Source organism: Trabulsiella guamensis ATCC 49490, assembly GCF_000734965.1.
Taxonomy (GTDB): Bacteria; Pseudomonadota; Gammaproteobacteria; order Enterobacterales; family Enterobacteriaceae; genus Trabulsiella; species Trabulsiella guamensis.
This window is the reverse complement of the sequence record NZ_JMTB01000063.1, coordinates 38,404-59,709: the sequence shown is the minus strand read 5'-3', so window position 1 is coordinate 59,709 and position 21,306 is coordinate 38,404. Positions and strand designations below refer to the sequence as shown.

20 protein-coding genes and 1 pseudogene are annotated in these 21,306 nt (G+C 55.0%); 7 read left to right on the top strand and 14 right to left on the bottom strand.

Annotation, left to right across the window (positions count from 1 at the left end; genetic code table 11):
• Positions 1-139: 139 nt before the first annotated feature.
• Positions 140-1,087, bottom strand: a complete 948-nt coding sequence (treR, locus tag GTGU_RS09615) for a trehalose operon repressor TreR (protein WP_038156144.1) — start codon at positions 1,085-1,087, stop codon at positions 140-142.
• 66 nt (positions 1,088-1,153) lie between these two features.
• Between treR and mgtL the strand changes: the two genes are divergently transcribed.
• The 3 genes from mgtL to GTGU_RS09605 all read left to right on the top strand — a co-directional run bounded on the left by mgtL (position 1,154) and on the right by GTGU_RS09605 (position 5,175).
• Entirely contained in the window at positions 1,154-1,333 is a 180-nt protein-coding gene (gene mgtL, locus GTGU_RS27010; protein ID WP_425427416.1) for a mgtA regulatory leader peptide MgtL, read from the top strand.
• 145 nt (positions 1,334-1,478) lie between these two features.
• A complete protein-coding gene (mgtA, locus tag GTGU_RS09610; protein ID WP_038156142.1) occupies positions 1,479-4,187 on the top strand; it encodes a magnesium-translocating P-type ATPase in 2,709 nt (902 codons plus the stop codon).
• A 94-nt stretch (positions 4,188-4,281) separates the two neighbouring features.
• Positions 4,282-5,175, top strand: coding sequence for a PHP domain-containing protein (locus GTGU_RS09605; RefSeq protein ID WP_038156140.1), 894 nt, complete (start codon positions 4,282-4,284; stop codon positions 5,173-5,175).
• 60 nt (positions 5,176-5,235) lie between these two features.
• Here the strand turns inward: GTGU_RS09605 and ridA are convergent, their stop codons facing one another.
• The 9 genes and pseudogenes from ridA to arcA all read right to left on the bottom strand — a co-directional run bounded on the left by ridA (position 5,236) and on the right by arcA (position 12,677).
• Positions 5,236-5,622 (bottom strand): 2-iminobutanoate/2-iminopropanoate deaminase, encoded by a 387-nt coding sequence (gene ridA / locus GTGU_RS09600; RefSeq protein ID WP_038156138.1) that lies wholly within the window; start codon positions 5,620-5,622, stop codon positions 5,236-5,238.
• Between the two features lie 67 nt (positions 5,623-5,689).
• Positions 5,690-6,157: an aspartate carbamoyltransferase regulatory subunit gene (gene pyrI, locus GTGU_RS09595; RefSeq protein ID WP_038156135.1), complete on the bottom strand. Its 468-nt coding sequence runs from the start codon at positions 6,155-6,157 to the stop codon at positions 5,690-5,692.
• Positions 6,158-6,169: 12 nt separating this feature from the next.
• A complete protein-coding gene (pyrB, locus tag GTGU_RS09590) occupies positions 6,170-7,105 on the bottom strand; it encodes an aspartate carbamoyltransferase (RefSeq protein WP_038156133.1) in 936 nt (311 codons plus the stop codon).
• A gap of 2 nt (positions 7,106-7,107) precedes the next feature.
• Positions 7,108-7,244: pseudogene (gene pyrL, locus GTGU_RS24520) on the bottom strand (pyr operon leader peptide).
• 99 nt (positions 7,245-7,343) lie between these two features.
• On the bottom strand, positions 7,344-7,823 hold the full coding sequence (locus GTGU_RS09585) for an arginine repressor (RefSeq protein WP_419096672.1): 480 nt from the start codon (positions 7,821-7,823) through the stop codon (positions 7,344-7,346).
• A 127-nt stretch (positions 7,824-7,950) separates the two neighbouring features.
• Positions 7,951-9,417: a basic amino acid/polyamine antiporter gene (locus GTGU_RS09580; protein ID WP_038156128.1), complete on the bottom strand. Its 1,467-nt coding sequence runs from the start codon at positions 9,415-9,417 to the stop codon at positions 7,951-7,953.
• Positions 9,418-9,485: 68 nt separating this feature from the next.
• The gene (argF, locus tag GTGU_RS09575) at positions 9,486-10,490 is read right to left on the bottom strand and encodes an ornithine carbamoyltransferase (protein ID WP_038156127.1); all 1,005 of its coding nucleotides are present in this window, start codon (positions 10,488-10,490) and stop codon (positions 9,486-9,488) included.
• Between the two features lie 20 nt (positions 10,491-10,510).
• Positions 10,511-11,446, bottom strand: a complete 936-nt coding sequence (gene arcC, locus GTGU_RS09570) for a carbamate kinase (RefSeq protein ID WP_038156124.1) — start codon at positions 11,444-11,446, stop codon at positions 10,511-10,513.
• A gap of 10 nt (positions 11,447-11,456) precedes the next feature.
• A complete protein-coding gene (arcA, locus tag GTGU_RS09565; protein WP_038156122.1) occupies positions 11,457-12,677 on the bottom strand; it encodes an arginine deiminase in 1,221 nt (406 codons plus the stop codon).
• A 662-nt stretch (positions 12,678-13,339) separates the two neighbouring features.
• Between arcA and GTGU_RS09560 the strand changes: the two genes are divergently transcribed.
• A complete protein-coding gene (locus GTGU_RS09560; RefSeq protein WP_038156120.1) occupies positions 13,340-13,792 on the top strand; it encodes a YhcH/YjgK/YiaL family protein in 453 nt (150 codons plus the stop codon).
• 39 nt (positions 13,793-13,831) lie between these two features.
• Here GTGU_RS09560 and argF (GTGU_RS09555) read toward each other — a convergent pair whose 3' ends face one another.
• Positions 13,832-14,836: an ornithine carbamoyltransferase gene (gene argF / locus GTGU_RS09555; RefSeq protein ID WP_038156118.1), complete on the bottom strand. Its 1,005-nt coding sequence runs from the start codon at positions 14,834-14,836 to the stop codon at positions 13,832-13,834.
• A 163-nt stretch (positions 14,837-14,999) separates the two neighbouring features.
• Between argF (GTGU_RS09555) and rraB the strand changes: the two genes are divergently transcribed.
• The 3 genes from rraB (at position 15,000) to GTGU_RS09540 (ending at position 17,226) form a co-directional block, all read left to right on the top strand.
• Positions 15,000-15,422, top strand: a complete 423-nt coding sequence (gene rraB, locus GTGU_RS09550) for a ribonuclease E inhibitor RraB (RefSeq protein ID WP_038156116.1) — start codon at positions 15,000-15,002, stop codon at positions 15,420-15,422.
• Between the two features lie 47 nt (positions 15,423-15,469).
• On the top strand, positions 15,470-16,228 hold the full coding sequence (miaE, locus tag GTGU_RS09545; RefSeq protein WP_038156115.1) for a tRNA isopentenyl-2-thiomethyl-A-37 hydroxylase MiaE: 759 nt from the start codon (positions 15,470-15,472) through the stop codon (positions 16,226-16,228).
• Positions 16,229-16,395: 167 nt separating this feature from the next.
• The gene (locus GTGU_RS09540) at positions 16,396-17,226 is read left to right on the top strand and encodes a hypothetical protein (protein ID WP_038156113.1); all 831 of its coding nucleotides are present in this window, start codon (positions 16,396-16,398) and stop codon (positions 17,224-17,226) included.
• Between the two features lie 22 nt (positions 17,227-17,248).
• On the opposite strand, the gene GTGU_RS09535 is transcribed toward GTGU_RS09540, so the two are convergent.
• The 3 genes from GTGU_RS09535 to holC all read right to left on the bottom strand — a co-directional run bounded on the left by GTGU_RS09535 (position 17,249) and on the right by holC (position 21,225).
• Complete coding sequence (locus GTGU_RS09535) at positions 17,249-17,752, bottom strand: GNAT family N-acetyltransferase (protein ID WP_038156111.1); 504 nt, start codon at positions 17,750-17,752, stop codon at positions 17,249-17,251.
• A gap of 174 nt (positions 17,753-17,926) precedes the next feature.
• Complete coding sequence (locus GTGU_RS09530) at positions 17,927-20,782, bottom strand: valine--tRNA ligase (RefSeq protein ID WP_038156110.1); 2,856 nt, start codon at positions 20,780-20,782, stop codon at positions 17,927-17,929.
• Entirely contained in the window at positions 20,782-21,225 is a 444-nt protein-coding gene (gene holC / locus GTGU_RS09525; protein WP_038156108.1) for a DNA polymerase III subunit chi, read from the bottom strand. The genes GTGU_RS09530 and holC overlap by 1 nt, the downstream gene beginning before the upstream one ends.
• Positions 21,226-21,306: the final 81 nt, after the last annotated feature.

The following is a 21,306-nucleotide window of genomic DNA, read 5'->3' as shown; positions in this document are numbered from 1 at the left end:
CTTTGCTCATCATGAAGCCTCATGGCAGATGAAGGATGTGCGTAATGACCTGAGGAGCATCCTGAGCCTTTCCTCAAATCTGGTAAATGGGAACGTTCCCGAAACGCAGCGAAGATCACACTATTTGTGCCACCAGGGGTTAAGCGAGTCGTGCGGGGATCACTATCTGACGCGGATCGGCGTGGCCGTTGATCTGCTCGATCAACTGTTGTGCCGCGCGGCTTCCCGCCTCGGCGTAGCCTGGATCAACAGTGATAATTTCCGGGTGGAGAAACTTCACCAGCGGTGTGTTGCCCACGCTCGCCAGTTGAATGCTGTCGATGCGTTGTTCCTGCAAATATTTGCTGGCGCCAATCGCGAGGGTGTCGGTGGCGCAGAGCAGCGCGGTGGTATCGGCGTTCATGACTTTCGCGACATTGTCATAACCCTGTTTCATCGCCAGGCCCGGCAATGCGGCAACCGGGTTGATCTTGCGCTTTTTACAGAAGGCGAGATAGGCGTCATGACGACGTTTGCCGGTGGTGACGTCGCTGTGCGGCACGCCGAGGAAACTAATATGGCGATGCCCCTGATCGTACAGGCGCTGCATCAGTATTCCGATAGCGCCTTCGTCGTCATAGCAGACCGAAGCAAACCCGTTGGCGTCCCGCGCCAGCAGCACTAACGTCGACTGCCACGGCTCAAGCATCGCCTCGGTAATGCCGGTAAAACCAAACAGCACCACGCCGTCAATGTTGCGGCGACTCAGCATGCCTAAATGTTCTTCCACCAGCGCCGGGGAAAACTGGCTCTCAATCATGATTGGATCGTAACCGCGTTCGTAAAACGCAGGCAGCATCGTCTGCACGGCGAGGTTTTCAGAGAGGGAATCAAGACGGGTAACGATAATGGCGACCACTTTGTCGCTTTGCCCACGCATGGCGCGCGCCGAGCGGGAAGGGGAGAATCCGTGCTGAAGCATCACCGCTTCAATTCGTTCCCGGGTGCGTTCGCTCACGCCGCTTTCATTATTCAGCACGCGGGAGACGGTGGATTTACCCACCCCGCTTAAACGAGCGATGTCTTTGATGGTCAGCCGGTTTTGCATCCTCAATTCCCATAGTAAGCCAGTGCTGCAGAATAACAGAGACTACTGTGATTCAACCAAACCGCAATGGGTAAAATCTGGTTGATGCCCGGTTTAGTTGCGCGGTCGTATGATAACGCCATCATCGCACAAGCTTCATCGTTTATCTGGCTGACTTGCGCGGTCTCTCTTCTTTCACTTACCGGAGGCTGTATGGATCCCGATCCCACTCCCCATCATCGATGGGGGTATTTTTCGCTCCGGTAAAGCTGTGATGACTGCCTTACCGGCGCGGTAAGGCAGTGGCGTCGTTGATGTCCCTGCAATCAATTTTTGTGCCTTTCAGGTACGGCCTTGCCCTGCCTGAAAACCATACTGCGCCCGTCTGTTGTGGGCGTGGAGGGACTTTTTTATGTGGAAAAATATTACCCGGCAGCTGTTTGCACAGCTCAGCCGCCGTCTGCCGCGCCGTCTCGTTCAGCGCGACCCGATGCCCGAAGGAAAAGCATTCGCCAGCGGTCCCGTTCCGGACTCGCTTGCCCGCCATTGCCTGAACGTCGCCGCGATGGATGAACATGAAATCTGGCGCGCATTTAACAGCCACCCGGAAGGGCTGAACGCGATGGAGGTTGAGGATCAGCGTGAACAATACGGCACCAACACGCTGCCAGCGCAAAAACCGCTGCCGTGGTGGGTGCATTTGTGGTTGTGCTATCGCAACCCGTTTAATTTGCTGCTGACCGCGCTCGGCATTATCTCCTATTCCTCTGAAGATCTGTTTGCCGCGGGCGTGATCGCCCTGATGGTGGGCATTTCCACCCTGCTGAACTTTATTCAGGAAGCGCGATCCACCAGGGCGGCAGATGCGCTGAAAGCGATGGTCAGCAATACCGCTACGGTGTTGCGAGTGGTTAATGATCGGGGCGAAAGCCGCTGGTGCGAAATCCCGCTTGATCAACTGGTGCCCGGCGACGTGGTGAAATTGTCTGCGGGCGACATGATCCCTGCTGATCTGCGCGTTTTTCAGGCCCGCGATCTGTTCGTCGCCCAGGCGTCGCTGACCGGCGAATCACTGCCAGTAGAGAAAGTTGTCCGCAGCCGTGAACCACAGCAAAGCAATCCGCTTGAGTGCGACACCCTTTGCTTTATGGGTACTAACGTGGTCAGCGGTACAGCGCAGGCTGTCGTGTTCGCCACTGGCGAAAAAACCTGGTTCGGGCAACTGGCCGGGCGCGTCAGCGAGCAGGTGAGCGAGCCGAATGCGTTTCAGAAAGGCATCAGCCGCGTCAGTATGCTGCTCATCCGTTTTATGCTGGTGATGACGCCGGTGGTGCTGTTGATTAATGGCTATACCAAAGGCGACTGGTGGGAAGCGGCGCTGTTTGCGCTCTCTGTGGCCGTGGGGCTGACGCCGGAAATGCTGCCGATGATCGTCACCTCCACGCTGGCGCGCGGTGCGGTGAAGTTGTCGAAACAAAAAGTGATCGTCAAACATCTGGATGCGATCCAGAATTTCGGCGCGATGGATATTCTCTGTACCGACAAAACCGGCACCCTGACACAGGACAAAATCGTGCTGGAAAACCATACCGATGTCTCCGGCAAGCCCAGCGAGCGCGTGCTGCATTGCGCCTGGCTCAATAGCCATTATCAGACCGGGTTGAAAAATTTGCTCGACACGGCGGTACTGGAGGGTGTCGGTCAGGACGCCGCGCGCAGTCTGGCGGAACGCTGGCAGAAAGTGGATGAGATCCCGTTTGATTTTGAGCGCCGCAGGATGTCGGTGGTGGTTGCAGAACAGGAACACATTCATCGGTTGATCTGCAAAGGTGCGTTGCAGGAGATCCTCCGCGTCTCCACGCAGGTGCGCTACAACGACGACATCGTGCCGCTGGACGACACTATGCTGCGCCGCATCACCCGGGTAACCGACACGCTCAACCGTCAGGGGCTGCGTGTGGTGGCGGTTGCCAGCAAAACGCTGCCGGCGCGGGAAGGGGATTATCAACGTATTGATGAATCTGACTTGATCCTCGAAGGGTACATCGCGTTTCTTGACCCACCGAAAGAGAGCACAGCCCCGGCGCTGAATGCGCTGAAAGCCAGCGGGATCACCGTCAAAATCCTCACCGGCGACAGCGAGCTGGTGGCGGCGAAAGTGTGCCATGACGTCGGGCTTGATCCCGGCGAGGTGGTGATCGGCAGCGACATCGAGCGACTTGGCGACGATGAACTGGCACAGCTTGCCCGCCACACAACGCTGTTCGCGCGCCTGACACCACTGCACAAAGAGCGCATCGTGACGCTGCTGAAGCGCGAAGGACATGTGGTGGGTTTTATGGGCGACGGCATTAACGATGCACCCGCGCTGCGCGCGGCGGATATTGGTATTTCGGTGGAGGGGGCCGTGGATATCGCCCGGGAAGCCGCGGATATCATTCTGCTGGAAAAGAGCCTGATGGTGCTGGAAGCGGGGGTGATCGAAGGGCGTCGCACCTTCGCCAACATGCTGAAATACATCAAAATGACCGCCAGTTCGAATTTCGGTAACGTCTTCAGCGTGCTGGTCGCCAGCGCATTCCTGCCGTTTCTGCCGATGCTGCCACTGCACCTGCTGATTCAGAATCTGCTGTACGACGTGTCACAGGTGGCGATCCCGTTCGACAATGTGGACGACGAACAAATACAGAAACCGCAGCGCTGGAACCCGCGTGATCTGGGGCGTTTCATGCTGTTCTTCGGGCCGATCAGCTCGATCTTCGACATCCTCACCTTCTGCCTGATGTGGTTTGTGTTCCATGCCACCACGCCGGAACACCAGACGTTGTTCCAGTCCGGCTGGTTCGTGGTGGGGCTGCTGTCGCAGACGCTGATCGTGCATATGATCCGCACGCGCCGCATTCCGTTCATTCAGAGCCGCGCCGCATGGCCGTTACTGGCGATGACGCTGGTGGTGATGGTCGCGGGCATCGCGCTGCCATTCTCGCCGCTGGCGGGGTATCTGCAGTTACAGGCGCTGCCGCTGAGCTATTTTCCATGGCTGGTGGCGATTCTGGCGGGATATATGACTCTCACCCAACTGGTGAAAGGATTTTACAGCCGTCGTTACGGCTGGCAGTAAATTGCAACCGGTTATTATGCGAGCGCAAATTTTCCGGTTACGCCGTCCGGTATAGTGCCTGTCAGTACATGATTATCAGCTTAAGGAGAAGATGATGAAACGTATCGATTTGCATACCCATTCGGCGTACAGCGATGATGCCGATTTCGCTGTCAGCGACCTGCTCATGATGGCGAAAGCGGCAGAGGTGTCGGTGCTGGCGGTCACCGATCACAACTCCGCACGATCAGTGGAAGGGGCCATTCGCTACGGCAAAACGAATGGCGTCAGTGTGATGACGGGGATCGAAATTGATTGTTCGTTTGAAGGAAATAATTACCACCTGCTGGGCTACGGCTTTCGGCGCGACAGCCGGGATTTTGACGCCGTTGAACAGAATTTCCACCAGCTTGAACGCGCGGCGACGCCGCTGAAACTCAGCAAACTGCGGGCGCTCGGGTTTCATTTCGACGAAGAGCGCCTGTATGCCATGGCGGGCGACCGCATCCCACAGGAAGAGGAGATGGCGGAGCTGATTTTAGACGATGAGCGTAACGCGAATCACGCATTGTTACTGCCTTACCGGGCCGGAAACGCGCGCAGCGATATGCCGCTGATTAACTTTTTCTGGGATTTTTTCGGCAGAGGCAAGCCCTGTCATGTGACGGTTGATCTCCCGCCGATGGCAGAAATGGCGGCGCTGATTATCGACAACGGCGGCATTCCGGTGATTGCGCATATCGGTGCCAACGTGAAGGAAAAACATCTGTCGGTGATTGAGCAAATGCGGCCGCTCGGTGTGCAGGGGGTGGAGGTGTTCTCCAGCTATCATGACGAGGCGCTTCGCCATGCGCTTTACCAGTACACGCTGGATAACTCGCTGCTGGCGACCTGCGGCAGCGACTTCCATGGCAAAAACAAACCCAACATCGCGCTGGGCAGCAGCCAACCGTGGCCGCATGCGGCACCGTATACGCAGGAAATCCTCGAACGCGTGACGCTCTATTAATCCTCCCTGGACCCGGTGCGGTGAAAACACTAGCCGGGTCTTCGTGACCCGGCACCGCGATTAGCGACGAACTGCGATAGCTTCGATTTCGATCTTCACATCTTTCGGCAGACGCGCGACTTCAACACAAGATCGTGCCGGGAAAGTGGCATTGTGCTCCGTGAAGAAGGCTTCATACGTGGCGTTTACGGTCGCGAAATCATTCAGATCTTTAACGAAAACGGTCGTTTTCACGATATCGCCCACTTTCAGACCTGCTGCTTCAACGATCGCTTTCACGTTTTCCAGCGACTGACGCGCTTGTGCGGCAACGGCTTCCGGTACACTGCCGGTTTTTGGATCCACCGGGATCTGACCGGAAGTGATGATCATGCTGCCAAGATCAACGCCCTGAACATACGGGCCGATAGCTGCGGGTGCATTTTCCGTCGCGATAGTTTTGCTCATGTTATCTCCTGAATACAGCGGTAATTAGGGTCCTGGTCATTATAAGGGCCAGGCCCGCCATTACCAGTCAGAAATCGTTAGCCAGTACAACATGATGAGAGAATTCTTTCTCACAGTATTTGCATTTCAGGGCGATATCACTGGTACGCTTTTTCACGGCAAAGCTGGAGCAGACCGGCTCTGCGTGGCTGATGCAGTTGCTGTTCGGGCACACCAGCACGGTGTCGATGCGATCCGGCAGGCTCGGGTGCGATTTGCCAACCACTTCATAGTTGTCGATACGATTGACGGTAGCCTGCGGTGCGTACAGCGCCAGCTGATTTACCTGCTCGTCGGTCAGGAATGTATTCTCAATTTTAATGAGATCTTTGCGTCCCATCTCGCCGGATGGCAGGTTCAGACCGATGGTGATGCGCTGGTCGGTTTTGGTCAGTTTGAATAACGTCAGCAGCTTAAAGCCGATCTGCGCAGGGATGTGGTCAATTACGGTGCCGCATTTGATGGCTTCAACCTGAAGTTTATTATCGTGTGTCATTGTCATTTCCCCTTACAGAACCAGTTCGCTATTCAGTACCAGTGCCAGTAACGCCTGGCGTGCGAAAATCCCGTTGCCTGCCTGCTGGAAGTACCAGGCATACGGGGTTTTGTCGACATCAGTGGCGATTTCATCGACGCGCGGCAGTGGGTGCAGCACTTTCATATTGCTGCGGGCATTCTCCAGATCACAGGCGCGAAGAATAAACTGTGCTTTGACATTTGCGTATTCCGACGGGTCGAGACGCTCTTTCTGCACGCGGGTCATGTACAGAATGTCCACCTCGTTCAGCACCTCATCGATGGCGCTGTGCAGGCTCCAGGCAATGCCTTTTTCGTCCAGCATGTCGAGGATGTACTGCGGCATCGCCAGCGCATCCGGCGCGATAAAGTAAAAGCGGTTGCCATTAAATTTCGCCAGCGCCTGGGTCAGCGAGTGTACGGTACGGCCATATTTCAGATCGCCGACCATCGCCACGTTGAGGTTCTCCAGACGTCCCTGGGTTTCCTGAATGGTGAACAGATCCAGCAGCGTCTGCGTCGGGTGCTGGTTGGAGCCGTCACCAGCGTTCAGTACCGGCACCTTGCCGGAAAATTCGGTCGCCAGACGCGCCGCACCTTCCTGCGGGTGACGCATGACGATGGCGTCAACGTAGGTGCTGATGACCGAAATGGTGTCGGCGAGGGTTTCCCCTTTCTTGCCCAGCGATGTGTTGGCGCTGTCGGAGAAACCGACCACGCTCGAGCCGAGGCGATGCATTGCGGTTTCGAACGACAGTCGGGTGCGGGTCGAGGCTTCGAAGAAGCAACTGGCAATCACCTTATGCTTCAACAGCTCCGGCTGCGGGTTTGCTTTCAGTTTCGCCGCGGTCGCCAGCACCAGTTCAAGGTCCTCGCGACTAAGATCGTTTATGGAAATGATATGTTTTTGATATAGCGGGTTAGCCATGTTTATCTCCTGATCGCTGGGCAAAAAAAAGCCCCTTAAATAAGGGGCTTTGAGAATGAATGATCAACGGGAAGAAAAACGGCAGGCCTGCGCCCTTTTTCAGACGCGGTAAGACAGTATGTCGTACACTCTGGACCATGCTTCCCCCCGGCAAATTGTCCGGCATTATACGCAGCTGCATTTTCGGATCAAGCGATTAATGCACAAATTTGCGAAGGTAAACGGTTATCTGCGCATATCAATTCATCATAAGTAAATAATTAATCTGTTTGTGTACCAGCGCTGTGCGCTTAACATCGCGCGGGGCAACCCAGACAATGCTGCTACCTGCCACCACGCCGAGGATTTCAGGCAAGGCGTGATAATCGAGAATTCGCGCCACTGCACGCCCGTACCCCGCTGCGGTGTAGATAAGGATGAATTCGCTATTGTGTTCGACACTCACCACCATTTCGGCAATCGAACGTGCGGCGTTAGGGGCCGGGCGCAATTGAGGATTCACAGAATAAATTTTTTGTCCTTTGGCATTTCTTATTTTTATGACGCCAAGCAATTTCAGCAGGCGGGACACCGTTGACTGGCTGATGCTGTCAAAGCCGTGGCGCTGCAGATCGCGGCGAAGCTCTTCCTGGGATAAATAACTTTTTTCACCTATCAGGCGCTGACAAACGGCAAGCTGAAGCTGCTCTTTATCACTGGTGGGTTGGTCAAATTTCATCATCGGATTTCAGTTTCCATGTTGATAAAACAAACGTTTTTGAACAATCAATAACTTACGTGCCGATTTTATTGGTTATTTATTGTTTACCCAGATAAATAGACCCATCACTAATATGGTTATTCCATCATGTGATAGATATGGTACCCGCTGCAATCAGCATTAGTGTGTAGACTGCCATCAGCAGTAGCAGCACCAGAACGCCCCACTCCAGCGTATTGAAACAACGTTGCTGGCTGGTTTTTTTCTTCCAGATATAAACCGCAGCGCCCGGAATGAATAACAGCGAACTGAGCAACATGGAATCGCCTGCGGCATAACAGAGCCAGAAACCATACAGCGTGGCAATGACGCTAATAATGCCGTCACGCAGGGTTTTCTCATCCGTCTGATAATGTTCCCGCGTCATTACCAGCTTCAGACCGTATGCAGCGCTGAACAAATACGGCGGCAGGATCGCTGCTGTCGCAATGGAAAACAGCACCTGATAGCCTGCCTGGTAAAACAGTGCCAGCAGCAGAAAAAGTTGCACCAGACCGTTGGTGATCCACAGGGAAACTGACGGAGAATTGCGGCTGTTTTCACGGGCGAACAGTGACGGGAAAACGCCATCCTGCGCGGCGACTTTCGGCAGTTCGGCGGCGAACAGCGTCCACGCCAGCAGCGCCCCGGCGACGGAGAAAATCACGCCGCCCGCGACAAATTTCGCGCCCCACGGCCCGACGACGCTTTCCAGCACCCCGGCCATTGACGGATTTTTTAAACCCGCCAGCGTCGCCTGATCAAGGATCCCCATCGACAGCACGCTGACCAGCACATAAATAGCCAGCGCGCCCAGCAGACCGACAACCGTCGCTTTACCGATATCACTGCGTTTTGCTGCGCGAGCGGAAACCACGGTGGCCCCTTCAATACCAATGAACACCCAGGTAGTGACCAGCATGGTGTTTTTCACCTGACTGAACAGCTCAGGCGCGGTGCCATCGACACGCATCATGCGCCCCCAGAAATCGGCGGTCAGTACGCCCAGACGAAAGGCGATCAGCACGGCGATGATGAAAATAATCAGCACCAGCACTTTCACCACCGTGAGAATGGTGTTGATCCACGCCGCTTCCCTGACACCACGCATCACCAGTGTATGCACCAGCCACAGCACCACCGACGCGCCGATGATCGAGACCAGGTTGTTGCCATCACCAAAAACGGGGATGAAAAAACTCACGGCGCTGAACAGCAGCACGGCGTAGGAAACGTTGCCGAGCCAGGCCGAAAACCAGTAACCCCATGCGGCCTGAAAGCCGATGAAATCGCCAAATCCGGCTCTGGCATAGCTGTAGATACCGCCGTCGAGATGCGGGCAGCGGGCGCTCAGGTTCTGATAAATAAACGCCAGGCACAGCATGCCGATGCCAGTGATCACCCAGCCGATCATCAGCGCGCCGGGTGAAGCGACCGAGGCAAAGTTCTGCGGCAGGCTGAATACGCCGCCGCCAATCATAGATCCTACGACCAGCGCCACCAGCGCGCTCAGCCCGAGCTTTTTCTCGCCGCTACTGGCGGCTGTTGCGTCGTCCTTCGTTAAATCAGTCATCGTATTATCCTCCTGTCTGGTTGCGCAGAGGAAAAGACGCCGCACCGGGCGGCATCCCTTCTCAGGCATTACTCGCCAAGCGTGGCAACCATGACGGCTTTAATGGTATGCATGCGGTTTTCCGCTTCATCGAACACAATGGAGTGCGCCGACTCGAACACCTCTTCGGTGACTTCCAGTCCGGCCAGGCCATACGCGATTTCGATTTCGCGACCCATAGTGGTCTGCGCGTTGTGGAACGCGGGCAGACAGTGCATAAACTTGACGTTCGGATTTCCCGTCGCGGCGATGACGCGCGGGTTGATTTGGTAGGGGGTCATCAGGCTGACGCGTTCGGCCCAGGCCTCCTTCGGTTCGCCCATCGACACCCAGACATCGGTGTAGAGGAAATCCACGCCATGAACGCCGTCTTCAACGTCTTCCGTTAACAGAATGCGTGCGCCAGTCTCTTCACCAATGGCGACACACTGTTTCACCAGCGCTTCGTCCGGCCAGAATGCGCGCGGCGCCACGAGGCGAATGTCCATTCCCATTTTTGCCGCGCCGACCATCAGCGAGTTGCCCATGTTGTTGCGGGCATCGCCCAGGTAGGCGAAGCTGAGCTCTGGCAGCGTTTTGCCCGGCGCGTGTTCCAGCATGGTCATCAGATCTGCGAGGATCTGGGTCGGGTGGAATTCATCGGTCAGCCCGTTCCAGACCGGTACCCCGGCAAACGCACCCAGCTCTTCGACGATCGACTGGCCGTAACCGCGATATTCAATGCCGTCGTACATGCGGCCCAGAACACGCGCGGTGTCTTTCATCGACTCTTTGTGGCCGATTTGCGATCCGCTTGGGCCGAGATAGGTCACCTGTGCGCCCTGGTCGAACGCCCCGACTTCAAACGCGCAGCGGGTACGGGTGGAGGTTTTTTCAAAGATCAGCGCGATGTTTTTGCCCACCAGCGTTTTCTTTTCGCGTCCCGCTTTTTTCGCCGCTTTCAGTTCCATCGCCAGATCGATCAGGTACTGAATTTCGGCAGGTTTGTAGTCCAGCAGTTTCAGAAAATTGCGGTTTTTCAAATTGATAGTCATGAAGAAATCCTTTGTATTTCTCAGCAAACCGGCAGCACCGGGGCGTGTTCATTACGAATTAGCGTGCCTTTTCCACCCGCCAGAATGTCCGGGCCATCAGCCAGCGAGCCGATACCGGCAATGCCGTTGCACTGCACAACGAAATGGCGGCAGGCGGCGACCTTCGGCCCCATGGAGCCTGCATCAAATGACAATGTGCTCAGCAGTTCCGGGGTGACCTGCGTCAGCGGGCGTTGGGTGGGTTTGCCCCAGTCGAGATAAACGGCGTCGGCATCGGTGAGGATCAACAGCGCGTCGGCGTTGAGCTGGCGCGCCAGCAGCGCGGCGGACAAGTCTTTGTCGATCACCGCTTCAATGCCGCGGTAGCCATCGGCCTGTTCCACCACCGGCACACCGCCGCCGCCGTTGCAGATGACCAGATGGTCACGGGCGATCAGCGCGCTGATGGCATCGTGTTCGACGATGCGCTGCGGTTGTGGTGACGGCACCACGCGGCGGAAATACGGTCCGTCGGCTTTAAACACCCAGCCTTTTTCCGCTTTCAGGGCGTCGGCTTGCCCGCGGTCGTAGACCGGGCCGATGTATTTGGTGGGGTTGCTGAACGCGGGATCGTTCGCATCTACTTCCACCTGGGTCAGCAGGACGCTGATTTCGCGCTGCGGCAGCTGATTTTTCAGTGCCTGCTGCAGCATGTAGCCAATCATTCCCTGGCTTTCCGCACCGAGGATATCGAGCGGATAGGGCGTGACCTTTTCGTAAGCGCTGTTCTGCAACGCCAGCAGACCAACCTGCGGGCCGTTGCCGTGTACCAGCACGACGCGCCAGTTCTGCGTCAGCCGGGCGATAATTTTTGCGGCAAGTTCAATGTTCTTGCGCTGGATGTCAGCTTCGAGCGGTTCGCCGCGTTTCAGCAGCGCGTTGCCGCCCAGGGCGACGACCAGTGTGGGTTTCGTCATGCTCATCTCCTTAAATTCCGTCGCGTTCCAGCGGGCAGCTCATGCAGCGTGCGCCGCCGCGTCCGCGTCCCAGTTCGTCACCAGGAATGGGCAGGACGGTGATCCCGGCTTTGTCGTATTTCTCGTTGGTCCAGATGTTGCGCTCGTAACCAATAACCACGCCGGGGCGGATCGTCAGTACGTTGTTGGCATCGTTCCACTGCTCGCGTTCGGCTTCGAAGGCGTCGCCGCCGGTGGTGATGAGATTGACCTGAGTGATCCCCAGCGCTTTTTCGATGGCATGCAGCAGATCGCGCTCCTGCAGGCGTTTGATGCCGCCGCGACCGTCCGGCGTCAGCGTCCAGCACTGCACGTCCTTGCGCACCACTTCCGGGTAGACGGAGAAGGTGTCGACGTCGATATGGGTCATGACGGTATCGAGATGCATGCAGGAGCGGTGTTTCGGCAGTTCAACCGCAATCACCCGTTCCGCCTGGCGATGCCTGAACAAGGCGCTGGCCAGAAATTCAACCCCCTGCGGTGTGGTGCGCTCAGACATGCCAATCAATACCGCGCCGCGACCAATGACCAGCACGTCGCCGCCCTCTAACGTGGCGTGATCGTAATTAATGTTTTCGTCGCCAAAATATTTAATAAAATCACCGTTGGCGAATTTCGGGTGCCAGCGATAAAGCGCGCGCAGATTATTTGTTTCGCGCTGACGGGCCGGTTTAGCCATCGGGTTAATTGACACGCCGTTATAAATCCAGCATGACGTATCGCGGGTAAATAAATGATTTGGCAATGGCTTCATAATAAAGTCATTGATATCATGCGTATCCACGATCATATTTTTAATGCTGGCGGGAATTTCCCCGTAGGTGACGCCGCCGCTTAAATGCCGCGCCAGTTCACGGTGCGGAAGATCGGCCAGCCAGCCACGCACATCAGCGGCGAAAGTTGGCCCGAGGCGGTAGTCAGAAACCTGCGTTTCCAGCAGCCAGCCTTTGGCATCCGGGATGTCCAGCGTTTCGGTCAGCAGGTCGGTAAGCAGCAAAACTTCCACACCTTGCTGGCGTAATGTATTGGCGAAAACGTCGTGTTCTTCCCCGGCGCGCTCGACTGAAAGCACATCATCAAACAGCAATTCCTGGCAATTTGACGGTGTCAGTCGTTTTAAACTTAAATTAGGGCGATGTAACATTACGCTGCGCAACTGGCCCACTTCGGAACCGACATAATGCTTTTCCATAATTATTCCTTTAACTTTTTAGAATAAAAGGGTGGCTGCGAAATTTAATTCGTAGTCGTTTTGGTGAAAGATTTCGCGGCTAATAGTCGATGCTTTTCTGGCGGTAAAATGTGACAGTTCTCACAGTGGCTTCGGGAAAATAAAACAAATTCTGATTATATGATAAAGGTCAGAGATTATTTATTTTGCTGTCTTCTTTAAATGAATGAGTAAGCAAAAGGGCAGATTGTTATTTTTGGTTGTTAATAGGGTGTAGATAATTTCAATAACTACAATATTATGTAACTTATTGATTAATAAATAATTATTATTTTCTCTGGTATGATTATGCATAATTATTACTTTATTATTTTGCGGGTAATAATTTTCTCGAAATAATTATTGAATGGACACGCATTTCAGACGGATGATTAAATTGTGAGTGAGCACAGAGTATTTGCTTTACTCGTTATAATTCAGTCGCTTAGACGGGGCCTCTCAGGGCGGCATTCGGCAGTTATGCATATTTACTGCATAAGGTGCGGCAGCGAATTAACCGTTAATTAACACTTTCCACGATAAACATGCGCTTACGCAAAAATGTGACATAAAGGGGTGGTATGGCAACGGCGTCTTGCGTATAACGATTAAAATGAAACGGTGTTTTAATTGAGGTAATTATCATGATCGTTGGCAACATCCATCACCTTCAGCCCTGGCTACCAACTGAGCTTCGCGACGCTATTGAGTTCGTCAAAGCGAACGTGACCGCCGCCACGGAGCTGGGTAAGCATGAAATCGACGGCAGTCGCCTGTTTTATCTGCTGTCAGAAGATATGACAGAACCGCTCGCGGCGCGTCGGGCAGAGTTTCATGCGCGCTATCTGGATATTCAGATCCTGTTGAAGGGTCAGGAAGGAATGACGTTCAGTACCCTGCCAAATGGCAAGCCGGAGACTGACTGGTTAGCGGATAAAGACATCGCTTTCCTGCCGGAAGGGGCGCAGGAAAAAACGGTGATCCTCAGTGAAGGGGATTTCGTGGTGTTCTGGCCGGGGGAAGTGCATAAACCTCTTTGTGCCGTTGGAGCGCCTGCGAAGGTGCGTAAAGCCGTAGTAAAAATGCGGGTGGAATAAAGAGATAGCCCGGCGACCTTGCGCCGCCGGGCCAGGAAATTACTCACCGAGTGTCGCCACCATCACCGCTTTGATGGTATGCATCCGGTTTTCCGCCTGGTCGAACACGATGCTTGCTGGCGACTCGAACACCTCATCCGTCACTTCCATACCGCCATGCAGATTAAACTCTTCCGCCATTTTCTTACCGGCGGTGGTTTGATCGTCATGGAACGCCGGAAGGCAGTGCAGGAACTTGACGTTCGGGTTGCCACTGAGCTTCATCATCTGGCTATTGACCTGATAATCGCGCAGCAGCGCAATCCGCTCAGCCCATTTCTCTTTCGGCTCGCCCATCGACACCCACACGTCGGTATAGATGAAGTCTGCGCCTTTAACACCAGCGGCGATGTCTTCAGTGACCGTAACATTACCGCCGTGTTTCTTCGCCAGCGCAGTGCATTCGGCGACCAGACCTGCGTCCGGCCAGCAGGCTTTCGGCGCCACCAGACGCAGATCCAGCCCGGTGAGCGCGGCCGCTTCCAGCATCGAGTTACCCATATTGTTGCGTGCGTCCCCGGCGTAAACCAGCGTCATCTCATTGAAGGCTTTGCCCGGCAGATGCTCCTGCATGGTCAGCAGATCAGCCAGCAGTTGCGTCGGGTGGAACTCATCCGTCAGACCGTTCCACACCGGCACACCCGCAAATTCCGCCAGCGTCTCAACCACTTCCTGCCCCCAGCCGCGATACTGAATGCCGTCAAACATCCGGCCCAGCACGCGCGCGGTATCTTTAATTGATTCTTTATGCCCAATCTGGTTGCCGTTTGACCCCAGATAAGTGACGTGAGCACCCTGATCGTGTGCGGCAACTTCGAAAGAGCATCGTGTACGGGTTGAGTCTTTTTCGAAGATGAGCGCGATGTTTTTCCCGACCAGTTTTTGCTGCTCAACACCTTGTTTTTTATCTTTTTTAAGGCTTGCGGCGAGCTGCACGAGCGAGATGATTTGTGCAGGGGTGAAATCGAGTAATTTCAGGAAATGCTTGTGATGTAACGACGTCATGTTTGCCTCTCATGGTACAGACCACTTGTTGAATTAAAATTCACTTTATATGTATTAATATTCACTTGCAACCCTGTATCACAAATCTTTTTCACAAAGGTGGAGGCATTGTCAGCGGTATGTGACAATAAGAGTGACTGCCGCACATTATGAGGAACGAGCAATGGCAAACCCGGAACATCTGGAAGAGCAACGTGAAGAGACGCGTCTCATCATTGAAGAATTACTGGAAGACGGTAGCGATCCGGACGCGCTGTATACCATCGAACACCATCTTTCCGCTGATGACTTAGAAACTCTGGAGAAAGTGGCTGTAGAGGCTTTCAAGCTGGGTTATGAAGTGACTGAGCCGGAAGAGCTGGAAGTGGAAGAGGGAGACGTGGTGATCTGCTGTGACATCCTCAGCGAATGCGCACTGAAGGCAGAACTGATTGATGCGCAGGTTGAACAGCTGATGAACCTGGCGGAAAAACACGACGTGGAGTACGACGGCTGGGGAACTTACTATGAAGATCCCAATGGTGAAGACGGCGAAGACGATGACGAAGACTACGTCGACGAAGATGATGACGGCGTTCGCCACTAAGTTGTAACCCGTGCGGCGGGCTTCCCGCCGCACTGCAGGATTCAGGTATGGATTACCCGCAACTACTCGCCCCCATTTTAGATTTTCTCCCTTGCCCGACGCCCGCTGCGTGGATCGACGAAGCGCGCAACCCCGCCCGGTTGCCTCTGCTGCTCACCGATCATATGGTCTGCGAGCTGAAAGCCGCGCAAACCGCGATGCTGCTGGTGCGAAAATATATTGCCGACAAGCAGAGCGCAGAGGCGCTGCTGGAATGGCTGAAACCTTATGAGGCTTTTACCTTTCGCGAGGGGCCGGAACCGGATTTCGTCGCGTTGCATAAGCTAATTGGCAAAAGTGTGATGCCGAAAACCGACGATCCCTGGGGACGGCAGCTTATCGACAGCATGGTGTTGCTCATCAAAGAGGAACTTCACCATTTCTGGCAGGTGCGGGAAATCATGCTGGCGCGCGATATCCCCTACGTGAAGATCACCGCCAGTCGCTATGCCAAAGGGATGCTGAAAGAAGTGCGCACTCACGAACCGCTGACGCTTATCGACAAGCTCATCTGCGGGGCCTACATCGAAGCGCGTTCCTGTGAGCGATTCGCCGCGCTGGCACCGTACCTTGACGCGGATCTGCAGAAATTCTATCTGTCCCTGTTGCGCTCAGAAGCGCGCCACTATCAGGACTACCTGATGCTGGCGCAGCAGGTGGCACAGGAGGACATTTCCCCACGGGTGAAATTCTTTGGTGAAGTTGAGGCGCTGCTTATCACAACGCCTGATGCGGAGTTTCGCTTTCACAGCGGCGTACCTGTATAGCCTTGCTCCCGGCGCGTTCGCGCCGTTTTCCTCCCTCCCTCATCGTCACCCCTTGCGCAAATGAAAATATGGTGGCTGGAAATGCCCGTCCATTGCCGCAATAATCAACACTCATAAAGGGGAAATATAATCCCCGGCAGAACTCTTGATTGGAATAAGGATGGTTAATGAACTGGGCTCACGTAATTTTGGCAGGCTATATTGGCGCGGTGATTGCCGTGCTGGTCGGCGTATTTCGTAAAAAGGGTTGGGTAGGCAAGGCCGCCGGGGGCGTCATTTTCGTGGTGGCGATTATTGGTTGGAATCTGTTTGACGTGCACTATCTCATACCGCGCATGAGCCCGGATTATGGGCAGACCGAAGAGCAGAAATTTGAATCGGCGATGATGAGCATGCCGACGTTCCAGGTCATTAAAGAACAGGATCCGGCGTTCTGGCAGCATATTCTCGAGCTATCGGTGCAGATGAAAAAGGCGGGCAAAGATCAGCAGCAGATTATCGATGCCATCCAGCCGCAAATCCTGCAGCTACAAATGGCCCGGCTACAGCAGGCACCTGATGCCAACGTGGTTGAGTATATGAAAATCAACCTTGAGCAGATAGCCCAGGCGCAGGCCAGCGGCGATGACGTCTGCTTCCGCTTCCTGTTCCCGGCGGTGAAAGGCGGTATTAACCCGGTGAAAGTGATTTCCCATGAGCTTCTCACTCGCCGTACCGAGAGCGACGCGCGAATGATGCGTGCCGCCTACGGGCCGAATAAACACGCGGTCACGCCGCAGGAAAAACAGCAGGCGCTGGCAGATATGCAGGCCATTGGCCCGGGGCTGGTGCAGCGTTATGGGCAGGATATCGACATCATGTCTGACCCAAGCAAAGGCGTAGGCAAAGAGAAAGTCGCCTGTGGACTGGTGCAGGATTTCTGGTCGCAGGTTCTGGCAATGCCGGAAGCCAATGCCGCAGGCGTTGTTCGTTTGGCGCTATCGCCGGAAATGCAGTAAACCGGAAAACCCCTTTGAGCCATCAAAGGGGTTTGAGCATTCTCACTTCGCAGTCGACGTGGCCGGTGCAGCCAAGCGGTTCAGCGATACGCGCAAAGCCAAGGTGCTCATACAGACGAATTGCCTCGGTCAGGAACGCAGTCGTCTCCAGATAACATTGCTGGAAGCCCTGTTCGCGGGCATGTTCGAGTGCCATCAGCGCCAGTTTCTTCGCCAGGCCTTGCCCACGGGCTGTGGGTAAAAAATACATCTTCTGCAGTTCACAAATGCCCGATTCGCTACAGCTTAACGGGGCAACGCCACCGCCGCCGACAATCAACCCATTGCGTTCAACCACCCAATAAGCTGCGCCGGGCTGGCTGTAAACCTCGAACAATTCATCCAGATTCGGATCGGCGACCGTGTAGCCTTTATCGGCGGTTAAACCGTATTCGGCAGAGACCTGGCGGATAACGGAGGCGATGGCGGCATTATCTTCAGCGGTTATCCGGCGAAGCGTCGCCGCAACGGGCGTAACAACACTCATAGCAAGCTCATGACATCAACGTGAAACATATGCAGTTAATAACACTGCGGGTAGGGGAAGCGCAAGCGAGGATAATTCACTAAAAAGCCCCTGAGCAACAGCATCAGGGGCTTTTCGGTCTGCTGCGTCGGATCTACAACGTTTATCCGACTGGCGGGTATAACCCCACGGCGCTTACAGCGCAGCGATAACCGCCTGCTGCTCAATCAGCTTCGCTTTCGCTTCAGCATAGCCGGTCAGTTTTTCACGCTCTTTGGCGATAACCGCTTCCGGTGCACGAGCCACAAACCCTTCGTTAGAGAGCTTGCCTTCGATGCGGCCGATTTCTGCTTCGATTTTGGCCACTTCTTTCGCCAGACGCGCCAGCTCATCGTCTTTATTGATGAGGCCCGCCATTGGGATCAGCAGCTCGGCACCGTCGATGATTTTGGTCACCGAAACCGGGCCTTTATCATCAGCTGGCAGCACGGTGATGCTTTCCAGACGTGCCAGCGTCTGCAGGAAGCTCTGGTTGTCGTTCACGCGGCGTACAGCATCAGTGCTGCAGCCACGGAGCAGCAGTTCCAGCGGTTTACCCGGGGCGATGTTCATCTCCGCACGGATGTTACGCACGGCAACGATCGCCTGCTTCAGCCATTCGGTATCGGCAAGCGCAACGTCATCCACCTTCGCCGCATCGAACTGCGGGAACGGTTGCAGCATGATAGTGTCGGCGGTAATGCCGCAAATCACTTTCACGCGCTGCCAGATGGTTTCGGTAATGAACGGGATGATCGGGTGTGCCAGGCGCAGCAGACCTTCCAGCACCGTCACCAGCGTGTTACGCGTGCCGCGCAGCTCCGCGTCAGAACCGCCTGTCATCACCGGCTTGGTCAGCTCCAGATACCAGTCGCAGAACTGGTTCCAGGTAAACTCATACAGAATGCCGGCGGCGATGTCGAAACGATAACCGTCCAGCGCTTCACGGTAGGCTTTTACCGTCTGGTTGAATTCTGCGAGGATCCAGCGGTCAGCCAGCGACAGCACTTTTTCGCCGCCATTGAAACCGCAATCCTGATCTTCGGTGTTCATCAGCACGAAACGGCTGGCGTTCCACAGCTTGTTACAGAAGTTGCGATAACCTTCCAGACGTTTCATGTCCCAGTTGATATCGCGGCCGGTAGAGGCCAGCGCCGCGAGGGTGAAACGCAGGGCGTCTGTGCCGTGCGGCTCAATGCCTTCCGGGAACTGCTTCTCGGTGCGCTTGCGAATTTTCTCCGCCAGTTGCGGCTGCATCATGTTGCCGGTGCGTTTTTCCAGCAGATCCTCAAGTGCGATACCATCAACCATATCCAGCGGGTCAATAACGTTGCCCTTGGATTTGGACATCTTCTGGCCTTCGTCATCGCGAATCAGACCGGTCATGTAGACGGTTTTAAACGGTACTTGCGGCTTGCCGTTTTCATCTTTGATGAAATGCATGGTCATCATGATCATGCGGGCGATCCAGAAGAAGATGATGTCGAAGCCAGACACCATCACGCTGGTCGGGTGGAACTGACGCAGCGCATCGGTGTTTTCCGGCCAGCCGAGGGTGGAGAAGGTCCACAGTGCAGAGGAGAACCAGGTATCCAGCACGTCTTCGTCCTGACGCAGCGGAACGTCGGCGGCAATGTTGTTTTCCTGACGCACTTCCGCTTCGCTGCGGCCCACGTACACGTTGCCCTGTTCGTCATACCATGCCGGGATGCGGTGACCCCACCACAGCTGACGAGAGATACACCAGTCCTGAATATCGCGCATCCAGGAGAAGTACATGTTTTCGTACTGTTTCGGAACGAACTGGATATCACCGTTCTCAACTGCTTCAATCGCCGGTTTCGCCAGCGGCGCAACGCGAACATACCACTGGTCAGTCAGCATCGGCTCGATCACCACGCCGCCACGGTCGCCGTACGGGACGGTCAGATCGTGTGGTTTGATCTCTTCCAGCAGACCGAGCGCATCAATGGCAGCAACCACCGCTTTACGCGCAGCAAAACGTTCCAGTTTCTGGAACTCAGCCGGGATCTCGCTCGAGTACACGTCGCTTTCCACGCCGTTGGTGTCGTACACCTGCGCGCTTTCACGGATATCGCCGTCAAAGGTGAAGATGTTGATCATCGGCAGGGCGTGACGACGACCGACTTCGTAGTCGTTAAAATCGTGCGCCGGGGTGATTTTCACGCAACCGGTACCTTTTTCCATATCGGCGTGCTCGTCAGCAACGATCGGGATGCGGCGGTTAACCAGCGGCAGCACCACAAATTTACCGATGAGACTCTTGTAACGCGGATCTTCCGGGTTGACGGCCACGCCAGTATCGCCCAGTAACGTTTCCGGACGAGTCGTGGCGACAACTAAGTAATCTTTACCGTCTGCGGTTTTCGCGCCATCGGCCAGCGGATAGCGGATGTGCCACATGGAGCCTTTCGATTCACGGTTTTCTACTTCGAGATCGGAAATGGCGGTGCGCAGTTTCGGGTCCCAGTTGACCAGACGCTTGCCGCGGTAGATCAGATCTTCTTTGTGCAGGCGGACAAATACTTCTTTCACGGCATTGGAAAGGCCTTCGTCCATCGTGAAGCGTTCGCGCTCCCAGTCGACGGAGTTACCCAGACGACGCATCTGACGGGTAATGGTGCCGCCAGACTCCGCTTTCCACTGCCAGATTTTGTCGATAAAGGCGTCGCGGCCGTAGTCGTGACGGGTTTTACCTTCTTCGGCAGCAATTTTGCGTTCAACCACCATCTGTGTCGCGATACCCGCGTGGTCAGTACCGACCTGCCACAGGGTATTTTTGCCCTGCATGCGCTGATAGCGGATCATGGTGTCCATGATGGTTTGCTGGAAAGCGTGACCCATATGCAAACTGCCGGTGACGTTCGGCGGCGGGATCATGATGCAGAAACTTTCCTGGCTTTCGTCGCCATTCGGTTTGAAATAGCCCTGCTTTTCCCAGTGCTCGTAAAGCGGCTGTTCGATATCTTGTGGGTTGTATGTCTTTTCCATTATTTCCAGGTTGCCGTGGTCAGGTTGAAACCGGCTACGCGGTACGCTTTGTAACGTTCGCGGGCCAGTTGTTTCAAAGAATCTTCGTAGGGGACGAAGTCTATCACTTCTGTGAAAGCGGTGGCAAAATCTGCAAAGCCTGTACGCAGACTAATCAGCAGATCTCGCGGACTGCTGTTGCGCTTTTGCGGCCAGGCGATCTCCACCGGCGCGCCGCCGCGCGGGCCTTCACCCGACAGGTTGTGCGGCACAAAACTTTCGGGTGGGCGCGTCCATAGTGCTTCATCGAGGCGAACCGCCTGCGCTTCATCTTCACAGGCGATCAGAACGCGTTTGCCGCTTCGCCAACGTTCTGCGGCAAGTTCACACACCAGTTGTTCGACGGCGCTTAAACCATCCTGCTGCGTGTCATTGTCCAGAAGATAGAACGTTGCATTCTTCATATATGGGGCATCTTGTCTGAATTTAAATATGAAGCCGGGTGGCGCTACGCTTACCCGGACTGTATAGGGTACTCATTCGTA